We start from the raw sequence: 19879 nt of genomic DNA, 5'->3' as shown, positions 1-19879 counted from the left end.
TTAATGTGTTGTTTCTGGTTTGTTTGGTAGATGTATTTCTATTGATGTAGCTTCACCGTTTCTTATTTTCAATGCTAGTTCTCCCCGTATCTTGTTGCCTTTGACTTCTATTTTCTCATTGTTTCTCAAGTATACTATTATTCTTGCTTCTTCGAGGTTTAACCTCCACGTGTCTATTCTACTCGGGTTGTAGTATGTCACTATGCACTTACCTAGTAGTTTGAAACTGGCTTTTCCTTCATTGTCGAATAGCCATCCTGGTAGTGCTGGCTTGAATTCTAAGACTAACTCTCCGTTTTCTAGTTTGAATGGCTTGTCTCCTATGAACATGTTTTTCCATATACTGAGGAATTCTGCGTTTGCACCTGTCAGCCTGGCTACGAAGCCCGCTCCGTGTAGTGTTTCATCGGGGTATGCGCTACTAACAATAAATGATGAGTTTTCTAGTGGGCTTCTACCGTAGACGCCGGGGTCTAGGAATGCAACTATGACTTTTTTAAAGTCTTGGTAGAACTCTTCGTATAACCCCTTCTTTACTAGTTCAAGCATGTATTTGTACTCCATGTGTAGCCATATAGACTCGTTTTCCAACCAGCCGGGTGGGAAGGCCCTCGCGCGTCCAATCTCTATTGGCTGGTCTCTAAGTGGAGCATTAACCTTATACATCCCTAGTTTTCTATCATATAACTCGCTCTCTTTTACCTTTCTATAGATTTCTTTCAGGGCTTCTCTATTCCTTGTAATCCTGAATTGCTTGACAACTCCCTCTAGGAACAGGGGCGTTTTCTTCCTTTCGAATCTATGGATTATTATTTCCCCGTTTTCTCCCACCTGGTATTCTACTGGCTCGTAGTAATAGTACATTGGTAGTAATCCATTATTTTCTTCTATTGCTCTATTAATACCGCTCCATAATTTCTCCCTCATTGCTTCTAGTCCAGTAATAACATCTCTTGTTTTAACTACTACCTCGCTACCCATAAAGCCTAGTTTGGTTTTCTCTCTGTATTCCTCGCGTAGTCTAGACAGGTTGTCCCATAACCAGTGGTCTCTCCTCTCATCGTTTATTCTCTTATTGTATTCTTCTAGTAGTTTGAGTATACTGGTGTACAACTCCCAGACTTCTACTGGTATTTTCAATTCTTCATCAGGGTATTCCTCGAAAGACTCTATGAGGAAGTCTATTAGCCTTATTAACTCGGCTGTCTCGCCGACCGAGGAGCCGAAGAGTCCTGGTAGTCCATTGAGTGCATCATACCATCCTGGTTTACCAGCCTCCATCTCAATACCCATTCCATCAGGGTCTAGCGTGGCGAATTTAACAAGGGCTAGATTGAAGAGTTTTACTGCTAGCGTGGTCTTGTATACTTCGCCCCGGCCTCTATTTGTTCTAACAAGGTGTTTATACTCTCTCCTGGATTCAATGAGCTTCTTTTTCTCCGGGTCTTCTAATAGCGAGTTGTATTGTCTAACCCTGCCTTTATCTAAGACGTACCTTTTACTCCTTGGTAGTACTATGAATGGATTGTCGTAGTAGGTGTAGCTGGGGTCTTTAAATAACAATTCTCTCTTTTTCTCCGGGTATACTCCAAGATAGCTCTCTATTAAATCTAAATTGTATGTCCAGTGGTCTATCCAAAAGCCCTCTCCGTGGACAGCATCTACTTCCTCCTCACAGTATTTAATGATTTCCTCTAGGAATACTTCCTCGGATACTTTGAGCTTTATTCCCTTTTCCTCTAGATACATTAATAGTCTTCCAGGTGTAACTGGTTGCTTCAGGTATTCTAGGAGTTCTCCTGGTCTATCTACGAGTTCTCGCAGTGTTTCTAGACCTATGTTTCTACAGTGGTATTTCACGCCATTTATTACTAGTGGATTATAGCCATCTACTTGTATGAGGTTAACAAAGAATTTAATATCGTAGTCTCTTATCTCAGGGTGTAGGAATACGTATTCACGTCTATTCTGGTTTACATCACGGTAGTTTGCATTACCAGTCGAATAATACTCTGGAGTCAATACGAAGTAGTTGTAATCTCTCTCCTGGTCGCCGTGTTTCCTCATGTAGAGGTAGTAGACCAGCGGCCTCTCCTTGTCTAGTATTATCGGGTAGCCGCCTCTCAACACGTTGTCTAAATAGCATTGTTTAACGTATTCATCAAATAGTTGAGATGAAGTCTTGGTGTAGACGTCGCCCACGATCTCCTCTATTATAGCATTGTTTTCTCTGCGCTTCTCCTCCAGGTATTCCTCGCTGGCGAATTTCGCGATGTATTCTTCTAGAACATGCATGCTTGGCGCGTATCCTATTACACTATATATCTTTATGCTCTCGCCTGGCATTAACTCTATTTCTACTGGTGTAAACGCTGATGGTAGCTTGTTGAAAATTACTTGTTTTGTATTCATTATTTCTCTTAGTGGTTTACTAGCGAAGTTCTCTGGGTGTATGAGCGAGGTGTCACTACCAAACACTAGGTCTGGGTCTACTATTGGTTTAACGAGTTTCTTCTCTCCCCTGGCAACCAGGAAGGAGAGGTAGAAGTTGCCCTGTGCCAGCTCTTCTACTCTTGGAACATCCTCGGTTGAGGATTTGAGTTTAAAGAATGGTATTCCCCTGTCTAAATTGTAGACCTCGATCCACGCTTTCAGTGTTGTAAGCATGTGTTTTAAAACCCAGTCGTTTAATCCATAGGGGACTATAAAGGATAATCCATCTAGTAGTTCAATCCTCCTCTTTCTACTACTAGTATTCTCTATTGTTACCCTTCGTACAAGTGCAGGTATTTTCTCTTGTGGAATAGTGTAATACAAGACATTTATTTTCAATCCTAGTTCTTCGTTGATTTCTTCTATTTCCAGCTCGCTCCGCCCAATATACATTCTCTGCACAGTGTTTCTCGAGGGGGCAGAAATGTTTATTAGGGTCTGCTAGGGTTTTTTATTGTTGGTTGGGGTGATGGGAGCGTTGCTCCAAGCCCTCTAGGGCTTTTACCCGTAGATGGGAGCCCCGTGCCGTTGGGCTCGACCGCCACCCATGACCCCATAGAGATACAAAGGTCTCTATGGGCGAGGTGGAAGTCCCTAGAGGCAACCCCAAAACAATAAAGAATGACCCTCTAGGGACAAACGGTAGGTAAAAGGCTCGTATAATACGTTTTCTCCTGGTATCTTGATAAATGTTCTAAAACCATGAGTTCTAATCCTCTGGTAAGCTCTGACAGCTGAGTCAAACTCCATTATTGGGTGGTCTTTGTCCTGTACGCCGAAAGAACTAATACATTGAACCCTGTTAACGTAGAAAACCCAGAGAGGAATACCCTTTCTACCAGCAATTCCGGGTAGAAAGCTGGCGAAAGGCCTTGATTTATTATAATCCTCGATGAAAAACCTACCTTTACCGTCAAATCCATATCTATTCATATATTTCAACCAGTAAAAACAAACCAAGAATCTCTTTAAAAACACGTATCGTGTACTACAGCTAGAGTTATTGATTTAATAAAGTAAACTAGTCTCTGTATAACTACTAGTTGTCTTCTATTGAGGAAGTTTTTGCTTATATCTAGTATTTCTTCCACTCGATGTATCTGCCTCTTATTGGTATTTCTCTACTGCATCTTGGGCATTTGTATTTGTCTCCCGAGTGGTCTAGTTTGAAGTATGTTACTCTATAATGGCTTCTTGCTATTAGTAGTTTGTTGCAGTTTGGACAGTATGTTGATTCATAAATGCTTGATCCAATGTTGCCTATGTATACGTATTGTATTCCTAGCTCTCTTGCTTTATCTCTAATTTCTAGTAGTTTCTCTATTGGTGTTGGGGGCTCGCTCCACCTGTGTGCAGGGTAGTATCTGTTAATGTGTAGTGGTACTTCTGACCCGAGAGTGTCAACGTGGTTTCTAAGTATCCACTCATAGCACTCCTTGCTGTCGTTAGTGTTTGTTACTACGAGGTAAACCATTTCAACGTGTGCACCAAGGTCTAGTGCTAGCTTGGCGTTTCTAAACACCTTGTAGTGGTCTATACCCACAAGAGCCCTTTTCAATCCCGGGCAACCCTTGATGTCGGCTGAGAAGCCGTCGACGCCGGCCTCTATAAGGGTTTTCAGCACCCTCTCAGACATATACATATTTGTAACGATCATAGAGTATAGATTTCTCTTTCTAGCCTCTAGTGTTGCATCTATGATGTAGTCGAAGTTTGTTGTTGGCTCGTTGAAGCTAGCCGATAAACCCTCATCGCCATACTTTAATGCCAACTCGACGAGTTCAAACGGCTCTACTACTGGTTCAGAGCCGCTGGGGCGAGTAAAACTCAAATAGTGGTTTTGACACCATGGACAGTAGAAGTTGCAGCCATAATTAGAATATGTTAATGCAGTACTATTAGGCCAGTAGTGAAACAATGGCTTGATCTCAATAGGCCTGCTCTCAACAGCACTTAGTCTACCATAACCCGAGTGGTATAGTCTACCCTCGATATTAACATAGTTTCCACAAACACCCCTACCACTAGGAGGAACACTGCAAAACCTCTCACAAACCAAACACTTAACCCAGCCATCCCCTAAGACTTCGTATAACCTAGCCTCTCTCACGTAGCCCACATAAAACACTAAGTACAAAACCCTCTATATACCTACATCCACTATTACACATTGAATTATAATGAGGAGTACTGTTTAAACCAGTCTTCTTGTTTCTAGTGGAAGGTGTTTATATTGTAGAGATTTGTATTGTCAATACCAGGGGTGTTATGTATTCATGGTTATTAAACAGGTATTGAAGTACTCTATTGCATTATTAATCCTCATTTATGTTTCAACCATCCCGATAACTATTACTGGTGATATTCAACCAATATATAGACCAGGCGACTACTTCATATATAGACTCGTCGTTGAAGAAATAGAGGGAGGTTTTTCTTGTAGAGCAGAAGCCAAGATCAAAATAAATATTGCAAGGATTGACCACCCGGTAGTAGTATACAATGCAACGTTTTTCGGGGTTAATGGAACTGGTAAGTGTACTAGTTATATTCCACCATTAAATTATAGTACAATAGAAGAACACGAAGTAAACGTATATCCCAATTCCACAATGGGGATTTTATATCTAGTACACTCCTCTTATAGTGGAGAATACACTAATACAGTTGTGAGTGAACAGTATAATGTGACAATATCTTCTAAGTATAAAAACGGTGTTTTAACACGTGGATATATGGCTTTGAGTTATTGGCATGGAGCAGTAATGCTAATAGAAGTAGAATTAATAGATACAAGTGTAAAAGAACTACTTGGAGTAGAAACAAGTATAAATGAATCAACCGGTAGAGGTGAACTCGATATTCCATCAATTATTATCATTACATTACTAGTATTCGTGGCTGGCATAGTAGTGTATAACTTAATCCATGTAAAACACGTAAAGAAGCAACCAGTATTACAGAGTTTAGAAACAATACACACTGCTACAAGTAGTCTAGGCATCTCCTAGGACTTCAATACGTTAATTCAATATTTATCAATAGCCCATGCATCCAAGTCTCGCTTAATAACATTTGTATACCCCGTGGCACAGTAGTATTATATTGTGGGATTTATGAAGATAGATATTAAGCCTCTACCAGTATTTAAAACATCTGATCGTAGATTAGTGAGAGTAGTCTTGGATCCCAGACTTGGAAACTATGAGAAAACCACATTCTATCAACCATTATAGAACCCGGGGGGAATTATACCACTACACCAACACTCATCCGATGAAATAGCATTTATTGTCTCGGGGAGAGGCAGGATCACCATAGTGGAAAACAATATAAAACAAGAAGAAGACATAGGAGAAGACACTGTTTTAGTAATTAAAGCAGGAATTGTACATGGAGTAGAAAACACTAGCAGAGAACCATTAAAAATATTCAGTGTCTTCATACCACCGTTTGTCCCTAGAGGCAACCCCAAAAACCCTAAAAAACTTTTCAGCCCTACCCGAAGAAGGATGGATTGCAGAAGCCCTTAAACAAATAAAAACTAGTCAAACCATGTCGCTATAAAATACTAGGTAACACTCTAGATACTACGGGACTCATAGATAGACCTTGAGACGAAATAAACAATCAAGAACTAGTATTTAAAAACGTGTTGAAGCGTGAATTTACAATTCCATGGGGTCCAATGACTTCTATTGAAATAAGTGACTAGTTGCCGTCTTGGTTGAAGATTCAACCTGGAACTCCAATGGCGAAGAAAACCACAGTGTTTACCCGCGAAAAAAATTTTTAAACACACCCTAGATGAGGAGACCCTTGGGGGTGACCCCTATGAGTCAGAAGAAAGAAGAGAAGAAACAAGAAACTAAGAAAGAAGAAAAGAAGAAGAAGTAGCCCAGTACTCCTCAAAAACCCTACCTGAAATCACACTTATTTTTTTTCTCTCTCTCATCACAACCTTGAATAAAGTAGTTTTGTGTTGAATTAGTGTATTATATGAGTTGTTGATGGGGCTTCACGTATTTTTATTCTTCAGTAGATCCAGTTTTTGAATTCTGGGTGTTCTTTTAAATCCTCGAATAACCATACCATTCTATCTACAAACCATAGTTTACCAAGGTAGGTGATGGTACAGTCTGTTATTGTTGATATGGGTTCTAGTTTGACTAATCCGTATAGTAGGATGATAGCTCCCATCATGCTCAGTATTGTTAGTGCAAATGTTGCTTTAACATGGTGTTCTGGTATTTCAATACAATACTTTTTTTCTATTCACGAGTCACGAGAATTCTCTCGCCGAAAACACCCTTACTGATCCAGTTACGAGTTGAACGGGGCTTGGGGAAGACTCTTGGATTTAGATAGGTCCACGCGATGATCACACCTAGTGGAATTAGAGAGAACCAGCCAATCCACACGCGAGACCAGCAGGTAATAGTGATGAGTAGTAAGAGTGGAAGCCTAGTTGCAAAACTCCATGGATTTGCATGTCTCAACCATGTTTCATCACTCATTTTCATTACAGTTGCCGTTTTACCAAGGATTACTCCAAGTATTCTATCGATCAAAGACTCTCTATACTCAGTGCAATCAGTGTTTGTATTAGAAACACTTGTCGACGGGTTTATACCAGGAGAACCGGGCTCCCCCATTTACCCACCAAGTATTCATCTATTTACTTCCAACTATACTCTTAGTACACGTGTTATCCAATATGGTTTTCCTTATTAAAAAGCTCTATATATCTATGTTGTAGAGGGGTTTTCACCGGATGAAAACACACCGATGCCCCGTGGTTTTAGGAGTTGTAGTTGTTGTCTTGCAGGCTCTACTGTATACTCTGTTTGGATATCTCGTAATGGGTTTTCACAGTACTGGACGTTTTGAATACGTAGAGAATACTACACTAGGTGAAATCTGCTTGTTTATTGAGGGTCTTTATAGAGAACTCGGCCCCGGCTACGGCTGTCTCGTGGAGAGCCCCGTGGTGGAGTCTGATACCTGCTATACTAGTACTAACATGCTCGCCGTGTATGTGTTGCGAAGTATATGTGGAAACAGTGTTCTCGCCGAGAATGTAGAGAGATTCCTGGAATTATACAAGACTGGTTTCTACGACTACTACCAGGTGCTCCTTGGTCTACCCATCCAGCTACCCTTCAATGCGACAAGCCATGTTGTAGCGGGCCGTGTAGGAGAGATCACGGTTAAACACGTTATAGTCTTAGATAGAGTAATGTAGGACTATGATGAATACGCTAACCTAGTAGCTATAAAGGCAATAAACCACGCTAAGAGAGGCGAGAGAGAAGAAGCCGCTAGGGAACTAGAAAAACTACGCAGGCTCTACAATGGAGTAGGATTTAGAGACAAGGCATTTAATGGATACTACGAGACATATAAACTAGCCCTGGCGGCCACAGCATATAGTATGGTAGGATATGATGAAGAGGCACTAAGACTCCTCGAGGCGATACGAGAAGTAAAGCCGTTAACAACACTCTACACGGAAAACAAGACTGGAGTCGGAGACCTCAACTTGGAAACAGCGTGTCTAGTGGCAATAGCGATTAATCAATCAATTCATACTCGAAACAAACACTATGATGCATTGTTAAACCAGGGACGAGTAGAAGCCAAGCTACTCATATTAATTACACTACTAGTATTAATCACTATACTCCTACTCAGACACCACTCAGGCAAACACTAAACTACACTATTCCATCCAAGACTATGGGTTGATCCAATTATTGTATACTGAGTATTCTAAGTGTAAGTCTTCTAAGACCCTCTATACCATGGTTCCTCCGCGACTACTACGCCGCCCCATGGACAGTATCGTTTCACTGTGTTTAGCCAGTAGTCTAGCTCGCTCTCTATAAATGATGGTGTTCCATCGCATAATTCAATTGTTATTTCTGCGATTTCTATTGTCTCCGGGTCTAGGTGCCAACTCCACGGCTTGTTGAATCCACCGTCACCCCTCCTAAGCTCGCCCACTATGATCCCCTGTCTCTCACCACGCATCATTTCTCTCAGCAACTTCGCTGTCTCTGGATTAGTTACGAGGACTTTGAATTTCTCGCCGTTGACGTCCACGGTGAAAAGCCATCCATCTGGCTCCCTCTGAGGCCTCAACGTGGCTAGTATATACATGAGTATTAATGTAGCCACCACCAGTAAAGCTATAACTACATATTTCCTCTCCAATACAATACACCACACATCATAAATTATAAGTAAATACAATCCCCCTGCATTTATAAATATATCCTATTAAAACATCCAGAGTAGAATCCAGTATTTTCCATTGTTTCAACTAGGATGATATGAATATAGACTAGTGGGTATTCTACACGCCACTCCCTCGTGTTGTTTACAACGAGAGGACCAGTGGAGATTACGTGTTTCGTAGTGTTTTCTGTTTGGGTTTATAGTTTAAGTACTTGTATGGCGATATATAGCGTAATGTTGATTGTGTAGCCGGGTATTCTGAAATGGTTGAATGTTGTGGCTTTCATAATGGCTGTCGTTGTCAACTAATTGGCTGGTAGTACAGCAATTATTGGCGGTGAAACCACTGGTCAAGTATCAGATGCTATTCGACTCTAGTGACTCCGGCGGGATATGTGTTTTCTATATGGTGGTTATCTATGTATTACTCGGAGTGTTTATTTACTACCAGTCTACTCGGGGAGAGGAGTATGTATTGAAAATAGGTTGATTATTCATTGCGAGCTGTATATTGAATATTGCCTGGTTGTTTCTTTGGCAACTAGAATACCTTGTCTTCTCAGTAGTCGTCATATTTCTACTCTTGGCTAGTCTAGTAGCAATATATCTCCGTCTAGGTATTGGAGAGCGTAGACTACCACTACGAGAGAAAATAGCCTTCCACCTACAATTCAGCGTCTACCCCGGGTGGATAGTATTGCCTCTATAGCCAACGTAGCCGCCACACTGGTTTCACTCGATTGGGACGGGTTTGGATTGACACAGGAGACCTGGGCCACTATAATCATATCTATCGCGCTACCAACCACATTGCTGGTCTAATTGAGAAGACGGAATATTGCTTTTACACTAGTATTTATATGGGCCCTACTAGGTATACCTGTAAAGCAAAGTACGATTCAAAGCATTGTATTAACAGTAGCATTAAGCATTACTGTCTTAACTGCCACACTAACCATACTGTTTTATCAAAGGATCAAACACTACGAGTAACCACTACTAGAATAGATATTTGTCGATGTAAATGAATTACAATCCCTCCCTGTAAACCATGGATTATAGATATAATCATGGAATTAAACCACTATAGAGACTAGTGAGATAAAAACGGCTCAATAGACTTCCATATGTTTTCATCACGCTTATCACTACTCATCCTGGGATCCAACGGGTATACATAAACCTCTATTTTAACAGGTATTTCAGTGTTTCTGATTCCGGAGCGCGGTCTACCAGGCTTCTCGGGGTTACTGGCTAGTTTATAGAATACTCCGAGTAGTTTCTTCTCTCCTTTTATTTCTACGGGTTTAGCGTATTCCACTATATAAGTCAACATTGTTTGTATGTCGCCTCTGTAGATTCTTGATTTGTATTTTGCATCGTATACTATTGAACCCTTACTCCCTTGTAGAATGTAGTCTGGTCTTAAATGGATTTTCCTCCCCGATAGCTTCTCAAAGAATGACCATCCACGGGGGATATTATAGTCTAGTGCTATACCTCCCACGTTGAATTTAACATAGAGGTCTCGGTATTCTGAAACACTAATTTTCACACCGTATTTTCTAGCTAGGAAGTTAAGTATACTTGTCAAAACCCAGAGTTCGTAGATTTTACTAGAGGCACTTGGTATAATGACTCCTCTCTCAATGTACTCGTGGATTAAACCAATATTACTAATATACATTTCATAGAGGTCTGCTAGTATAGTGAAATAGGGGTTTATTCTACTAGCCCTTCTAGTCTCTCCTACTAGGTCTTGAACGTCGACTTCTTCTTTTGACAATATATTGAAGTAGTTGTTTAATGGAGGTGTTGTGAGGTAAAACCAGTGGAGTCTTTGTAGCCACTCGATACCACTAGCTATAAACTCGTTGTAAGCACTCTTCATGTTTTCTAAGAGTATCTCTATTGAATTATTCAATGTATGAGTTAGGTCGTAGTGGAATTTAGCTAGAAGCATGTATGGATAATCATGTATTTCAATTCTAACTCTCTCGTATACACCGAGCGGGTAGCCCTGCCAAATATACTTCAGTGTATCTGGTAAAACGGGATGTCCAACAATATCCTCTGAGACTGTTTTTACACTATTGGTTTTTCTCGGCGGGCTTGAAGACAGTATTAGATTTGTGAGGCGTAGTAGTAGTATACTGTAAGATACTGGTGAAGACAGTGTTGGATAGTGGAGATTTCCAAGTAGTGGTTCTAGTACACCGGTCTCTGCTACTAATACATCGATCGAACGCTTGGTGTCTCGGAGCATTCTATTATATCCACTCCACCCTATCTTGGGCTCTACATGCAACACAATTTTTAAATCACTACTATCGTCGAGCAAGTAGTTACCGGGGAACTCACCTGGATCAACTTTGTCTTCTTTGATTTTTGGTAGCGATATATCTATTATGTCTTCTCCGAGTAGGTTTTTAATGGATTTTTTAATCGAGTCTCTGAGTTCATATAGAAAACCAGCTACTTTATTATCCACTATGTCTCCGGGGTTTAAACCATATTCTCTGATACCCTGTTTTAATTCACTAACTACTACAGATTTGTCTTCTCTTAGACATATGTATAGTGTTTTATCCCTACTTGAAAAGTAAACTGGTTTCTCGTTTAAACATGGTTTTTCAATGGTGTAGTCCTGGCTAGAAGACATGATATCCGTCCACTAGTTTTCCAATTAGTTCAGCTGAGTAAACCAGGCCAGTACTCTCAAACACTTTTTCTTTGATTTCCCTCAGTATATCCACTATGCTCTTCTTCTCCCGTCGTTCTACTACTCCTGGCCTGCCGCGATAGAGTCTCTCTCTATTGGCGTAGTCAGCCAGTATGTCTAGCTGTGGAAGAACATAGATTGAAAACGCAGTATCTAGTAGTAGAAGCGTATATGCTATTGATAGAGTATTTTCATCGGTGTTTGCCAGGCATTCTAGTTTAGTAGCATATCCATGATTATATGCGTAGACGCCAATAGCCAGGTATTTCAATGCATCCGCTACGAGACCAGGTGTTATTTGAACAGGGCATATCTCGCAATCCCTATACTCCCTGAGCATCATGTTGATTTCTCCTACGAGTTTAAGTAGGATTTTATCGAGTCTAATCTCTGTGTTTTTGAGGGAGTATACTTCTTCATACCATTTATCGCCGTATTCTTTTATCATCCCGGCGAAGTCGACTGGTGATACACAATCATTTAAAATGTCCTTTTCACGTTTAACTTCTCTACACGTGGCTAGTCCATCTTTTACTTTATTATAGTCTATGTTCTTGAACTCCTCTGAGCCTCTAGTCGCCTCGGTTATTTTCTTCTTGGTGTTTTCATCGAGGGCTTTATCAACATAGTGTTTACAATAGCTAGATAGGTTTTCAAGGTAGTTGTGGTTTATAACGGCGAATCTCCTTGTCAACGCGTATCCTAGTTTGAATAGTAGTGCACGATCATAATTGTTCATGGTAGCTAATACCCTGAAGGAGAAGGGTACTATTACACTATTACTCTCCTTGTTTACATCGTCGCACTTTATGTACGGTATCTCTTGGTCTTCTGCCTTTTCGCCTTTAACACTGGGTATTTCCAGTTTTTCTATCTTTCTGTATACAGGGTCTAGTAGAGTAAAGAATTTGCCGAAAGCCAAGTCTACATTGGCACGGTTAATCTCGTCGATAATAAGCCAGTGTAAACCACCATTTCCGCATAGTGCTTGCACACTCTTCTCAACTACACTAAATATAAACCCCTTTCTTACACTACCATCAACTAGAACACCACCAATAGTATCAAATGGAGTCCACTCGGGATTACCAGTCACAAGCATACTACGTATACCAAGCCCCTCGAGTAAATCCCTCAATAAACTGGTTTTACCAGAACCAGGAGGACCAACCAACAACACATTCTTCCCACTAAGCAAATTCAATAGAATGATATATGTTTCACTCCTCTGAGACTCTCGCTTCCCAAGAAGATTCTCCATAGTGTAGACTACCGGGCGGGCCACTTCTAACTTCACTACCTCTCTACCCAAACCACGCTTCAATACCTCTAACGCTACTTCCCTATTCAATTCTACTAAATACCTCCCTTGAAGTCTTGCTAATTCCTCGTATTCAGCCTTATTTGGAAACTCGATGAAATCTGACAATTTAACGAAATAGAATGAATTATGCTTTTTAAGTAGATTCTCTGCGTAATCTCTATACTTCTTATACCAAATACACATTGATCTTAGTTTCTCCTCTAGTTCCTTTCTAGTGAGTGCGTGTTTTTCGACTTCAATTACACGTGATACCCCTACTACTTTTGGTGATTCTGATGTGAGATAGTGTATTATACAGTCTCCTTTTTGGAGTTTTTCTACTATATCTTTGTATTCGGAATTAACCCATAAACACTTACCGATATGCCCTGGATACGGTGCATTTGTGACCTCTAGATAGAAGTTTCCACACTCGGTAAGGGGGTCCCAACTAAATTCCTCTACTTTCTCGCTAAGTGGTTTAAAGTCGTTGAATTCAGGGTAGTTCTCCAAGTATTCTAGGAGTTTACTGGCTATACACTCTTCATTTACAACAGTAACTACTTGACCCCCAGGAATTTTAACATCCTTTTCATCTATGCGGCATTCACGAGCAATATACCTACGAACTTCGTCTAATTTAATAAAGTCCTCACTTGATGGAAGAGCTCCATTTTCGCAAATATCACGGAGTTTCCTTAGAACCTTTAATGGCTTCAAATAAAATCTACATCGATATATTACTTCATTCTTTTCAATTTCATCTGGCCAAAACGGTTTATCGTTCTCTACCGGTTTAACCACTAATTTAGCGATCATAGCCAAACCATGCTTGGCAACGTAAAAGACAACCAGCCAATCTTTACGTTCAAGTATAATGCTAAAAGGACTCAGATTCGGAAAACCCCATAGAAACAAACCCGACTCGTATGCTTTACACAGAGATGTCTTGAAATTCTCGTAAGGTCCATTGATAACTAAAACCAAGTTACTAGAAGATCCTAGACCAGTCATTACAGACCCTCTCGAAATTATATTATCTTGCAATCCATAAATAAAACTAGAAACGAGGGAATATTAGACCAACAAGAGAGAACAATAAATACATTTCGAGGATACAAGGATATTTATACTTAATTTATATTCTTAGACCGAACTACATAATCTTTGTCCATCATGGATTACAATAACATCTCGTATATTCACCACAGTACATTTAGAAACAGCCTCACTAGCATTACTTCAATATACTTGATAAAAACTTAGGACTCTTTCTTCGAACTTTCCCTAACACCAACTCTTATAATGTAGCTCTTGTATTTACCTCTCGGATCAACTTGATACCTGAACCTACCCTTACATTTAGGACACTCGTAGAAGTATACATCCCACCACTTATACCTCCACGTCTTCAGCATACGCGAGGAGGAAGTCGAAGAACTCATAAAGAAAATGAAGGTAAAGATACTTGATTTTACAAAGAGCTTGGAATCAATAGATAAGGTTAGAGGAGGAGTCATCCGCGAAAAGATATACGATATACTCTACAAGCTATATGGTCTATCCATAGCTGAGAAAAAAGACCCTGAGGTAGTCTTCGGGCAAACCGCTCTATCCATAATCCTATCATCAGTATTCTATGAACACATTAGCAACGGGCATTCCCACCTACGTTCACTAAGCGATTACATTAGAGAGTCTGGGTACATCGAGGGGCTTAGGAGGGCCCTTGAAGACCTCTTAAGAATAGACTATAGAGAAGCAATTGGAGTTACATTAGAAATACTTGATGTGATTCCACGAGACATCGAGTACAGGGTTAAAGACCTCGTAGATATAGCATTGAAAATTACTTCTAAGAGGAGCTTGTTAAAGAGAGACTTTGCTGGTAGAGTATACCATGAAATCACTGGTGATATAGCACTTAGAAAAGGCTTTGCCACATTCTACACTGAGATACCAGCTGCATACCTGCTTGCAACACTAGCAATTTATAGCCTTCTAGGACTAGACGAGAAAAACATACTGGAGATCACAGATGAAGAGGCATACAAAATCATAGAGAGAATAAAGAACTCTAGGTATGGAGACTTTGCTTGTGGTAGTGGGACACTACTCACAGCTGTACACAATACATGTACAAGGATTGCTTCTGCACTCAAATACTATTATGACTTAGACGATGTAAACCCAGATGAAATCGCTAGAAAACTAGTCGAAGAAAACATCTATGGCATTGACGCATTGAAATACGCTTCCCAGATCACAGCTATAAACCTTGCTCTACTAGTACCAACCACAATAACCAAGGAGAATGTTTACACAATATATCTAGGATACCTAGACTACATACCAGTAAAAGGAGCCTGGCTGGGTAGTCTAGAACTCTTGGTTGGTAGTCAGAGGGTAGGAGGTATCCTAGGATACTTGGAAAGAGGCCTTCAAGATGTAGCTGGAAAGGTCACTATTGAAGGTCATTTTGGCAGAGTTGAAATACCTGATAAGTTCGATGTTATTATAATGAATCCGCCATTTGCGAGGCCCACTCTTAGGAGCAAGGAGGTTCCCGAGGAGGAGCGTTCGTTCTTTGGTTTCATAACAGAAGAACAACCCAGAAAGGAGTTAAAAGAAAAATATAGCGAGATACTCGAGCAAGTGACAGAGAAGCTAAGGAATATAGCCAAGGAGAATATAGAACGCCTTCAGGGTTTGCCAGAGGAATTAAAGAATATTATTGAGGGAGTTAGCGATGAAAAGTTGAGGCAGTATCTCAACATAGGCTTAGCGGGTGAAGCATTACCCTTCCTCTACTTAGCCTACAAATATATAAACGAGGAAGGAGGTGTAATAGCATTTGTACTACCTCGAGCTGTACTTTCAGGAGTTCAGTGGTTCTTAGCTAGAGTACTTCTCGCCTCAGAGTTTCACGTTAAATACGTTATAGTCAGCTCAGACCCTGAAAGAGGCTATAACTTCTCTGAGGGTTCATCACTCAGCGAGGTTCTATTAGTGGCTAAGAGGGTTAGAGAACACAAACCTGATGAAGAAACAGTGTTCGTAATTCTAACAAAGAAACCTAGAATATCACTTGAGGGTATGCTTACCGCTGAGAGAATAATTGAAGCTGTTAAAAGAGGTGAGATATCAGCCTCGCTTGGCAACGTTAGCTTCATAATCAAAAGGGTTAAGAGAGAAGAACTACTTAAATATATTGACAACTGGTACAGGTTTGCATCTATACCTGAGCCTCTACTTAGCGATTACATGTTTAAATTCCTTGAAAGTAAAACCATTCCTATAAGTGATCTGAAGGTCAAAATTCCCCTGGTTAGATTGCACAAGCTCTTAAAGACCGTTAATGTGAGGAGAAAACGAGGAAAAAGAGAAGTATATGTATCAGTAAAAGCTATTGGTATAGATGCTAAAGAATTCTACACATTATACAATTGCAGTACTGCTACCATTACACCTTATCCAGCTCTAAAAGGAACGGAAGAGAGATTCAGATCTTCCATGAAGATAAGACCAAACGCATATCTAATACCAAAGAACGAGGAAGTTAAAGAGAAAGCCATTGAGAAATTTAACATATATGCTGGTAGGATCCTTCTTCCTGGTGTAAATATATGGTATGTTACTTCTCGCGTCATAGTTCTCTATTCCGATCAGAAAATGCTATCTAATACACACTATGCTATAAAGCTAAATGTAGACCCCTCTACAGAGCCATATGCAGAGAAAGCACTAGTCCTATGGTTTAACACCACGTGGGGGCTACTTACAATACTTATCAATAGAGAAGAGACAAGAGGTGGCTGGGCCCAGGTTAAAATGGGACAGTGGCTCTTAATGCCTGTTCTAGACGTTGCATCCCTAGACTCGGAAACAATAAAACGACTAGCGGGAGTCTTCGATAGATATGCTGAGAAACAACCTAGGAGAATACCAGAGCAATTCAATCCGAGAGACCCAGACCCGATTAGGCTAGGTATAGACATTGAGTTCCTCGAAGCATTAAACCCCGAGTTGAAGAACAAACATGACTACGTAAAAGAGAAACTACTGGAACTCTACAAACACATAGACATAGCGTTAAAACAATGGATCGGATAAACAAAATATCTATCCAGAGTTTTATATACAATACCTGTCACGATGTTCAAATCTAAATTAAACCCATTAAATCAAAAGTATTTTTAGAATTTAACCCCTACAAGACACAGGTTTTTTCTTTTCCTCTTTCTTCTCTCCCTTCTTTTCCTCCTTCTTCGATTGGCTCATAGAGCGAGTTCACCTCTCCTCTACTATCTTGTTATATCGAAGCGTGTTTAAAGCCTTTCCGCAGGCGTTATTAATGAGCGTTCTCTCTTGACCTCGAAGATTGTCTTCTGGTATTTGGAACCAAATGTTGATTTTTAACTTGTAACACGAAACTGCCTAGATATAACGGGGATTTTTACATACGCTTTCTATGGATCAATTTCACCTTTATGTCTATTCATTCATGGCAGGCAATTATTAAAGTGACCATATGCATTGTCTCCTGGTATTTCCAATATCTATATCTCTATGTAGATATACTGCAATAGAACCCAGACATACTTGTTTTAAATATTCGAAATTAGCTGTAATATTGTTTGTCTCTAAAAGTCTAAGGTCTTTACCTTCTCTACTATAAATTCTCATTATTTCCACTGCACATGTTTCAGCTAAATCATTTAGACTATCTATGTAATCCTCTAATTGTAGATTTGCCTTCTTATATAGTTCAGCGAACTCTCTTATTACCCTGCTTCCATTCTTCTTTAATTCTTCATATACAGCTCTGACATTTGTAAGACCGTATTGTCTTGCTACTTTAACCTCATTTATAAGCAATGAATAAAACAACCAGACGTCATCTGCTATCACATCGCTGTGAAGAGCAAGTGTTTCAAAATCTAATCCTACATAATCTGTAAAGAATTCGTTTCCAAAGAGAATTTTCAACCAGACTTTGAATCCAGACTTAGTGTTTTGAATACATACCTGTCTATTAGCAATATCAGAAATACGCTTGTAGACAACATCCTTGTTTAAAACCAGGCCGTCACATAGTTTATAATCACCGCTTAGTTTTTCTAGAGCTCCCCATACATGTCTATCTTCCATAATATAGTTAACTAAGGAGGTGAATCTACCTACGCTAGCATTTTCTTTTGTTAGGAGTTCATGGTTTTCATTAAATAATATAGCTATTGAGAGATCTACTTCACGTATACCAATACTTTCTAGTTTTTCTCTGAGTTTTACTTTGGAATCCTCGAGAAAATAGAGAATTAAAACAATCTTGTCTAAGAGGGACTCCTGTGCCGTCCTACCACCTGTATGCTCACTTGTTCTAATTTCTATAAATGCAATTCTCTCTTTACTTTTCAATACGAAATCTATTTTATTTCTTCCTTGAATATAGACATTGGCTATTTTTCGAAGAGCCTCGGCGAGAGATATGTTTCGTCCTATGACACTATAATTTCCACTATTATTAATCCAGTAAGTTAAGAGTTCTTCCGCGAAGTTTCCTACTCGGGGGCCCATTGATTGATGGAATATTCTTGTCAGGTAGAACCACAATGATGCTGTTCTACCTAGAATATTATTATGTGCTATATTTTCCAATTTTATAATACCTGTGAAGATTTTGTCTAAATCATGCATTTTTACTTTGACTTCACCACTGTACAGGCTTTCAATCAAGCATGGTATAAGAGTTTTGAGATTATTCCATTGTAATTGTAGGAGCTTACTTTGATTGATTATTTTATCAGGTGTTAGGTAGAGTACTACGTAGCGATAGTTTTGCCCACTAGAAGAGTTACTCGAGGGATTCATATTCTTCTCCTCATTATTAACAAGTGTTCTGTAGGTATTCTATCATCTACTATGCCTGTTGCTGGGTTTACCTGGGTTTTGAATAGTCTTCTAGCTACGATTGTGTCTACTAGTGTTTCTTCGTGTTTCCACCCGAGATACTCGAGGTGTTCTCTTATTATTGTGTCTATTGGCACTCTGATATTTCTTATTTTAGCGGGCCCTACAAAAAACGCGATTATGCTTGCTACCTTCTCGTGGTTGTTGTTTAGAAATCTAGCTAGTGAATTAAAGTAGACAGTGTACAACTCTAAGAGCTTGTCGTGGTTTAACCTGGCTACTTCTTTCTTTAACTCCTCGTATGTTCTACTCGATATTTCTCCCTCTCCGATTTCATTGTATGGTATTTCGTGTTTGGATAGCTGTGTTATGAAGTCGTCTGGGTATCCGAGCCACGCTAGTTCTAGCTTGAAAGACCTGATGTATTCCTGGGCTTGTAGGTATGGCGGCGACGTGACTAACACATGGACTTCTCTATCTAGCTTCTCGTTTATGCTATCCACGATTCGCTTTTCACTGGTGAATACTCCCCAATCACTTGCTTTAACAACACAGTTGATCTTATATGGTTTTAACCTTTGATACTCGCGTATTTTTTCCAGGGTTTCCCTTGTGTAATCCCAATACATCTTCTGCATCTTAGACTTCCAATCAGTACTGAGTAGTTTCTTCACCTTCTCCTCGGCATACTTGGATTTGTATAGTTTTGCTATTTTTTCATCCGAGTAGCTGAAGTACCTGGTTATCTTCAATAGTGGTATAGCCACTACTGGTTTGAGCTTGTCGTCTAGTGCTCTATGCCAATAGCCCCAAACACGCGTTAATACCCTGAGGAATTCTGGTGGGTGCCAGTAGCCAATATTATTCCATCTGGGGTAGAATGTCTCAGAGTATTCAAAGTCTACTTCGAGGTCTCTAAGCGTCAATGGCTCTGTATACAGCGAGGCCCTCACCAAGAGGTGTAGTATCGGGTTTAAATCCCACAAGACGCAATTCCTATTCGTGAGAGAGGCTTCAATAGCAAGGGTTCCATAACCAGCAAAGGGATCAAAGAGCATATCGCCGGGCTGTGTATACTTCTTAATAACATACCTGACAACCTGTGGAATAAACTTAGCAGGATACATATAGAGACCATGAGTAGCATAAGTAGTCGACGGTATCTCGCCAACAAGCTCTCTAAATAAGACATAACGTATGTTCTGGGTCAT

General features: G+C 40.0%; 18 protein-coding genes. 7 read left to right on the top strand and 11 right to left on the bottom strand.

The window, feature by feature from the left end:
• The 4 genes from ACZ5YP_RS00455 to ACZ5YP_RS00440 all read right to left on the bottom strand — a co-directional run bounded on the left by ACZ5YP_RS00455 (window position 1) and on the right by ACZ5YP_RS00440 (window position 4552).
• Window positions 1-2886 (bottom strand): cellobiose phosphorylase, encoded by a 2886-nt coding sequence (locus ACZ5YP_RS00455; protein WP_464835288.1) that lies wholly within the window; start codon window positions 2884-2886, stop codon window positions 1-3.
• Window positions 2887-3087: 201 nt separating this feature from the next.
• Complete coding sequence (locus ACZ5YP_RS00450) at window positions 3088-3426, bottom strand: hypothetical protein (RefSeq protein WP_464835287.1); 339 nt, start codon at window positions 3424-3426, stop codon at window positions 3088-3090.
• 35 nt (window positions 3427-3461) lie between these two features.
• A complete protein-coding gene (locus ACZ5YP_RS00445) occupies window positions 3462-3584 on the bottom strand; it encodes a hypothetical protein (RefSeq protein WP_464835286.1) in 123 nt (40 codons plus the stop codon).
• Window positions 3569-4552 (bottom strand): radical SAM protein, encoded by a 984-nt coding sequence (locus ACZ5YP_RS00440; protein ID WP_464835285.1) that lies wholly within the window; start codon window positions 4550-4552, stop codon window positions 3569-3571. Before ACZ5YP_RS00440 ends, ACZ5YP_RS00445 begins: the two co-directional genes overlap by 16 nt.
• A 217-nt stretch (window positions 4553-4769) precedes the next feature.
• Here ACZ5YP_RS00440 and ACZ5YP_RS00435 point away from each other — a divergent pair, with 217 nt between their 5' ends.
• Both ACZ5YP_RS00435 and ACZ5YP_RS00430 read left to right on the top strand, forming a co-directional pair.
• Window positions 4770-5504, top strand: a complete 735-nt coding sequence (locus ACZ5YP_RS00435) for a hypothetical protein (protein ID WP_464835284.1) — start codon at window positions 4770-4772, stop codon at window positions 5502-5504.
• Window positions 5505-5741: 237 nt separating this feature from the next.
• The gene (locus ACZ5YP_RS00430) at window positions 5742-6026 is read left to right on the top strand and encodes a cupin domain-containing protein (RefSeq protein ID WP_464835986.1); all 285 of its coding nucleotides are present in this window, start codon (window positions 5742-5744) and stop codon (window positions 6024-6026) included.
• A 502-nt stretch (window positions 6027-6528) separates the two neighbouring features.
• Here ACZ5YP_RS00430 and ACZ5YP_RS00425 read toward each other — a convergent pair.
• A complete protein-coding gene (locus ACZ5YP_RS00425) occupies window positions 6529-6693 on the bottom strand; it encodes a hypothetical protein (protein WP_464835283.1) in 165 nt (54 codons plus the stop codon).
• Between the two features lie 71 nt (window positions 6694-6764).
• On the bottom strand, window positions 6765-7148 hold the full coding sequence (locus tag ACZ5YP_RS00420; protein WP_464835282.1) for a DUF6653 family protein: 384 nt from the start codon (window positions 7146-7148) through the stop codon (window positions 6765-6767).
• Between the two features lie 119 nt (window positions 7149-7267).
• Here ACZ5YP_RS00420 and ACZ5YP_RS00415 point away from each other — a divergent pair, with 119 nt between their 5' ends.
• Window positions 7268-7738: a hypothetical protein gene (locus ACZ5YP_RS00415; RefSeq protein WP_464835281.1), complete on the top strand. Its 471-nt coding sequence runs from the start codon at window positions 7268-7270 to the stop codon at window positions 7736-7738.
• Between the two features lie 189 nt (window positions 7739-7927).
• Window positions 7928-8209 (top strand): hypothetical protein, encoded by a 282-nt coding sequence (locus ACZ5YP_RS00410; RefSeq protein ID WP_464835280.1) that lies wholly within the window; start codon window positions 7928-7930, stop codon window positions 8207-8209.
• A gap of 71 nt (window positions 8210-8280) precedes the next feature.
• Here the strand turns inward: ACZ5YP_RS00410 and ACZ5YP_RS00405 are convergent, their stop codons facing one another.
• Window positions 8281-8709, bottom strand: coding sequence for a BP74-related protein (locus tag ACZ5YP_RS00405; RefSeq protein ID WP_464835279.1), 429 nt, complete (start codon window positions 8707-8709; stop codon window positions 8281-8283).
• Between the two features lie 535 nt (window positions 8710-9244).
• On the opposite strand from ACZ5YP_RS00405, the gene ACZ5YP_RS00400 reads away from it, so the two are divergent.
• Both ACZ5YP_RS00400 and ACZ5YP_RS00395 read left to right on the top strand, forming a co-directional pair.
• A complete protein-coding gene (locus tag ACZ5YP_RS00400; protein WP_464835278.1) occupies window positions 9245-9442 on the top strand; it encodes a hypothetical protein in 198 nt (65 codons plus the stop codon).
• A 113-nt stretch (window positions 9443-9555) separates the two neighbouring features.
• On the top strand, window positions 9556-9726 hold the full coding sequence (locus tag ACZ5YP_RS00395; protein ID WP_464835277.1) for a hypothetical protein: 171 nt from the start codon (window positions 9556-9558) through the stop codon (window positions 9724-9726).
• A gap of 100 nt (window positions 9727-9826) precedes the next feature.
• Here ACZ5YP_RS00395 and ACZ5YP_RS00390 read toward each other — a convergent pair whose 3' ends face one another.
• Both ACZ5YP_RS00390 and ACZ5YP_RS00385 read right to left on the bottom strand, forming a co-directional pair.
• Window positions 9827-11395 (bottom strand): hypothetical protein, encoded by a 1569-nt coding sequence (locus ACZ5YP_RS00390; protein ID WP_464835276.1) that lies wholly within the window; start codon window positions 11393-11395, stop codon window positions 9827-9829.
• Window positions 11385-13577, bottom strand: a complete 2193-nt coding sequence (locus ACZ5YP_RS00385; protein WP_464835275.1) for an AAA family ATPase — start codon at window positions 13575-13577, stop codon at window positions 11385-11387. Before ACZ5YP_RS00385 ends, ACZ5YP_RS00390 begins: the two co-directional genes overlap by 11 nt.
• Window positions 13578-14210: 633 nt before the next feature.
• On the opposite strand from ACZ5YP_RS00385, the gene ACZ5YP_RS00380 reads away from it, so the two are divergent.
• Complete coding sequence (locus ACZ5YP_RS00380; protein WP_464835274.1) at window positions 14211-16871, top strand: hypothetical protein; 2661 nt, start codon at window positions 14211-14213, stop codon at window positions 16869-16871.
• A 405-nt stretch (window positions 16872-17276) separates the two neighbouring features.
• Here ACZ5YP_RS00380 and ACZ5YP_RS00375 read toward each other — a convergent pair whose 3' ends face one another.
• Window positions 17277-18629, bottom strand: coding sequence for a hypothetical protein (locus tag ACZ5YP_RS00375; RefSeq protein WP_464835273.1), 1353 nt, complete (start codon window positions 18627-18629; stop codon window positions 17277-17279).
• Window positions 18626-19879, bottom strand: a complete 1254-nt coding sequence (locus ACZ5YP_RS00370; RefSeq protein ID WP_464835271.1) for a DNA methyltransferase — start codon at window positions 19877-19879, stop codon at window positions 18626-18628. The genes ACZ5YP_RS00375 and ACZ5YP_RS00370 overlap by 4 nt, the downstream gene beginning before the upstream one ends.

It is taken from the genome of Sulfophobococcus zilligii (assembly GCF_055398255.1).
The sequence above is the reverse complement of the archived record's forward strand: the minus strand, read 5'-3'. Positions and strand labels throughout refer to the sequence as shown.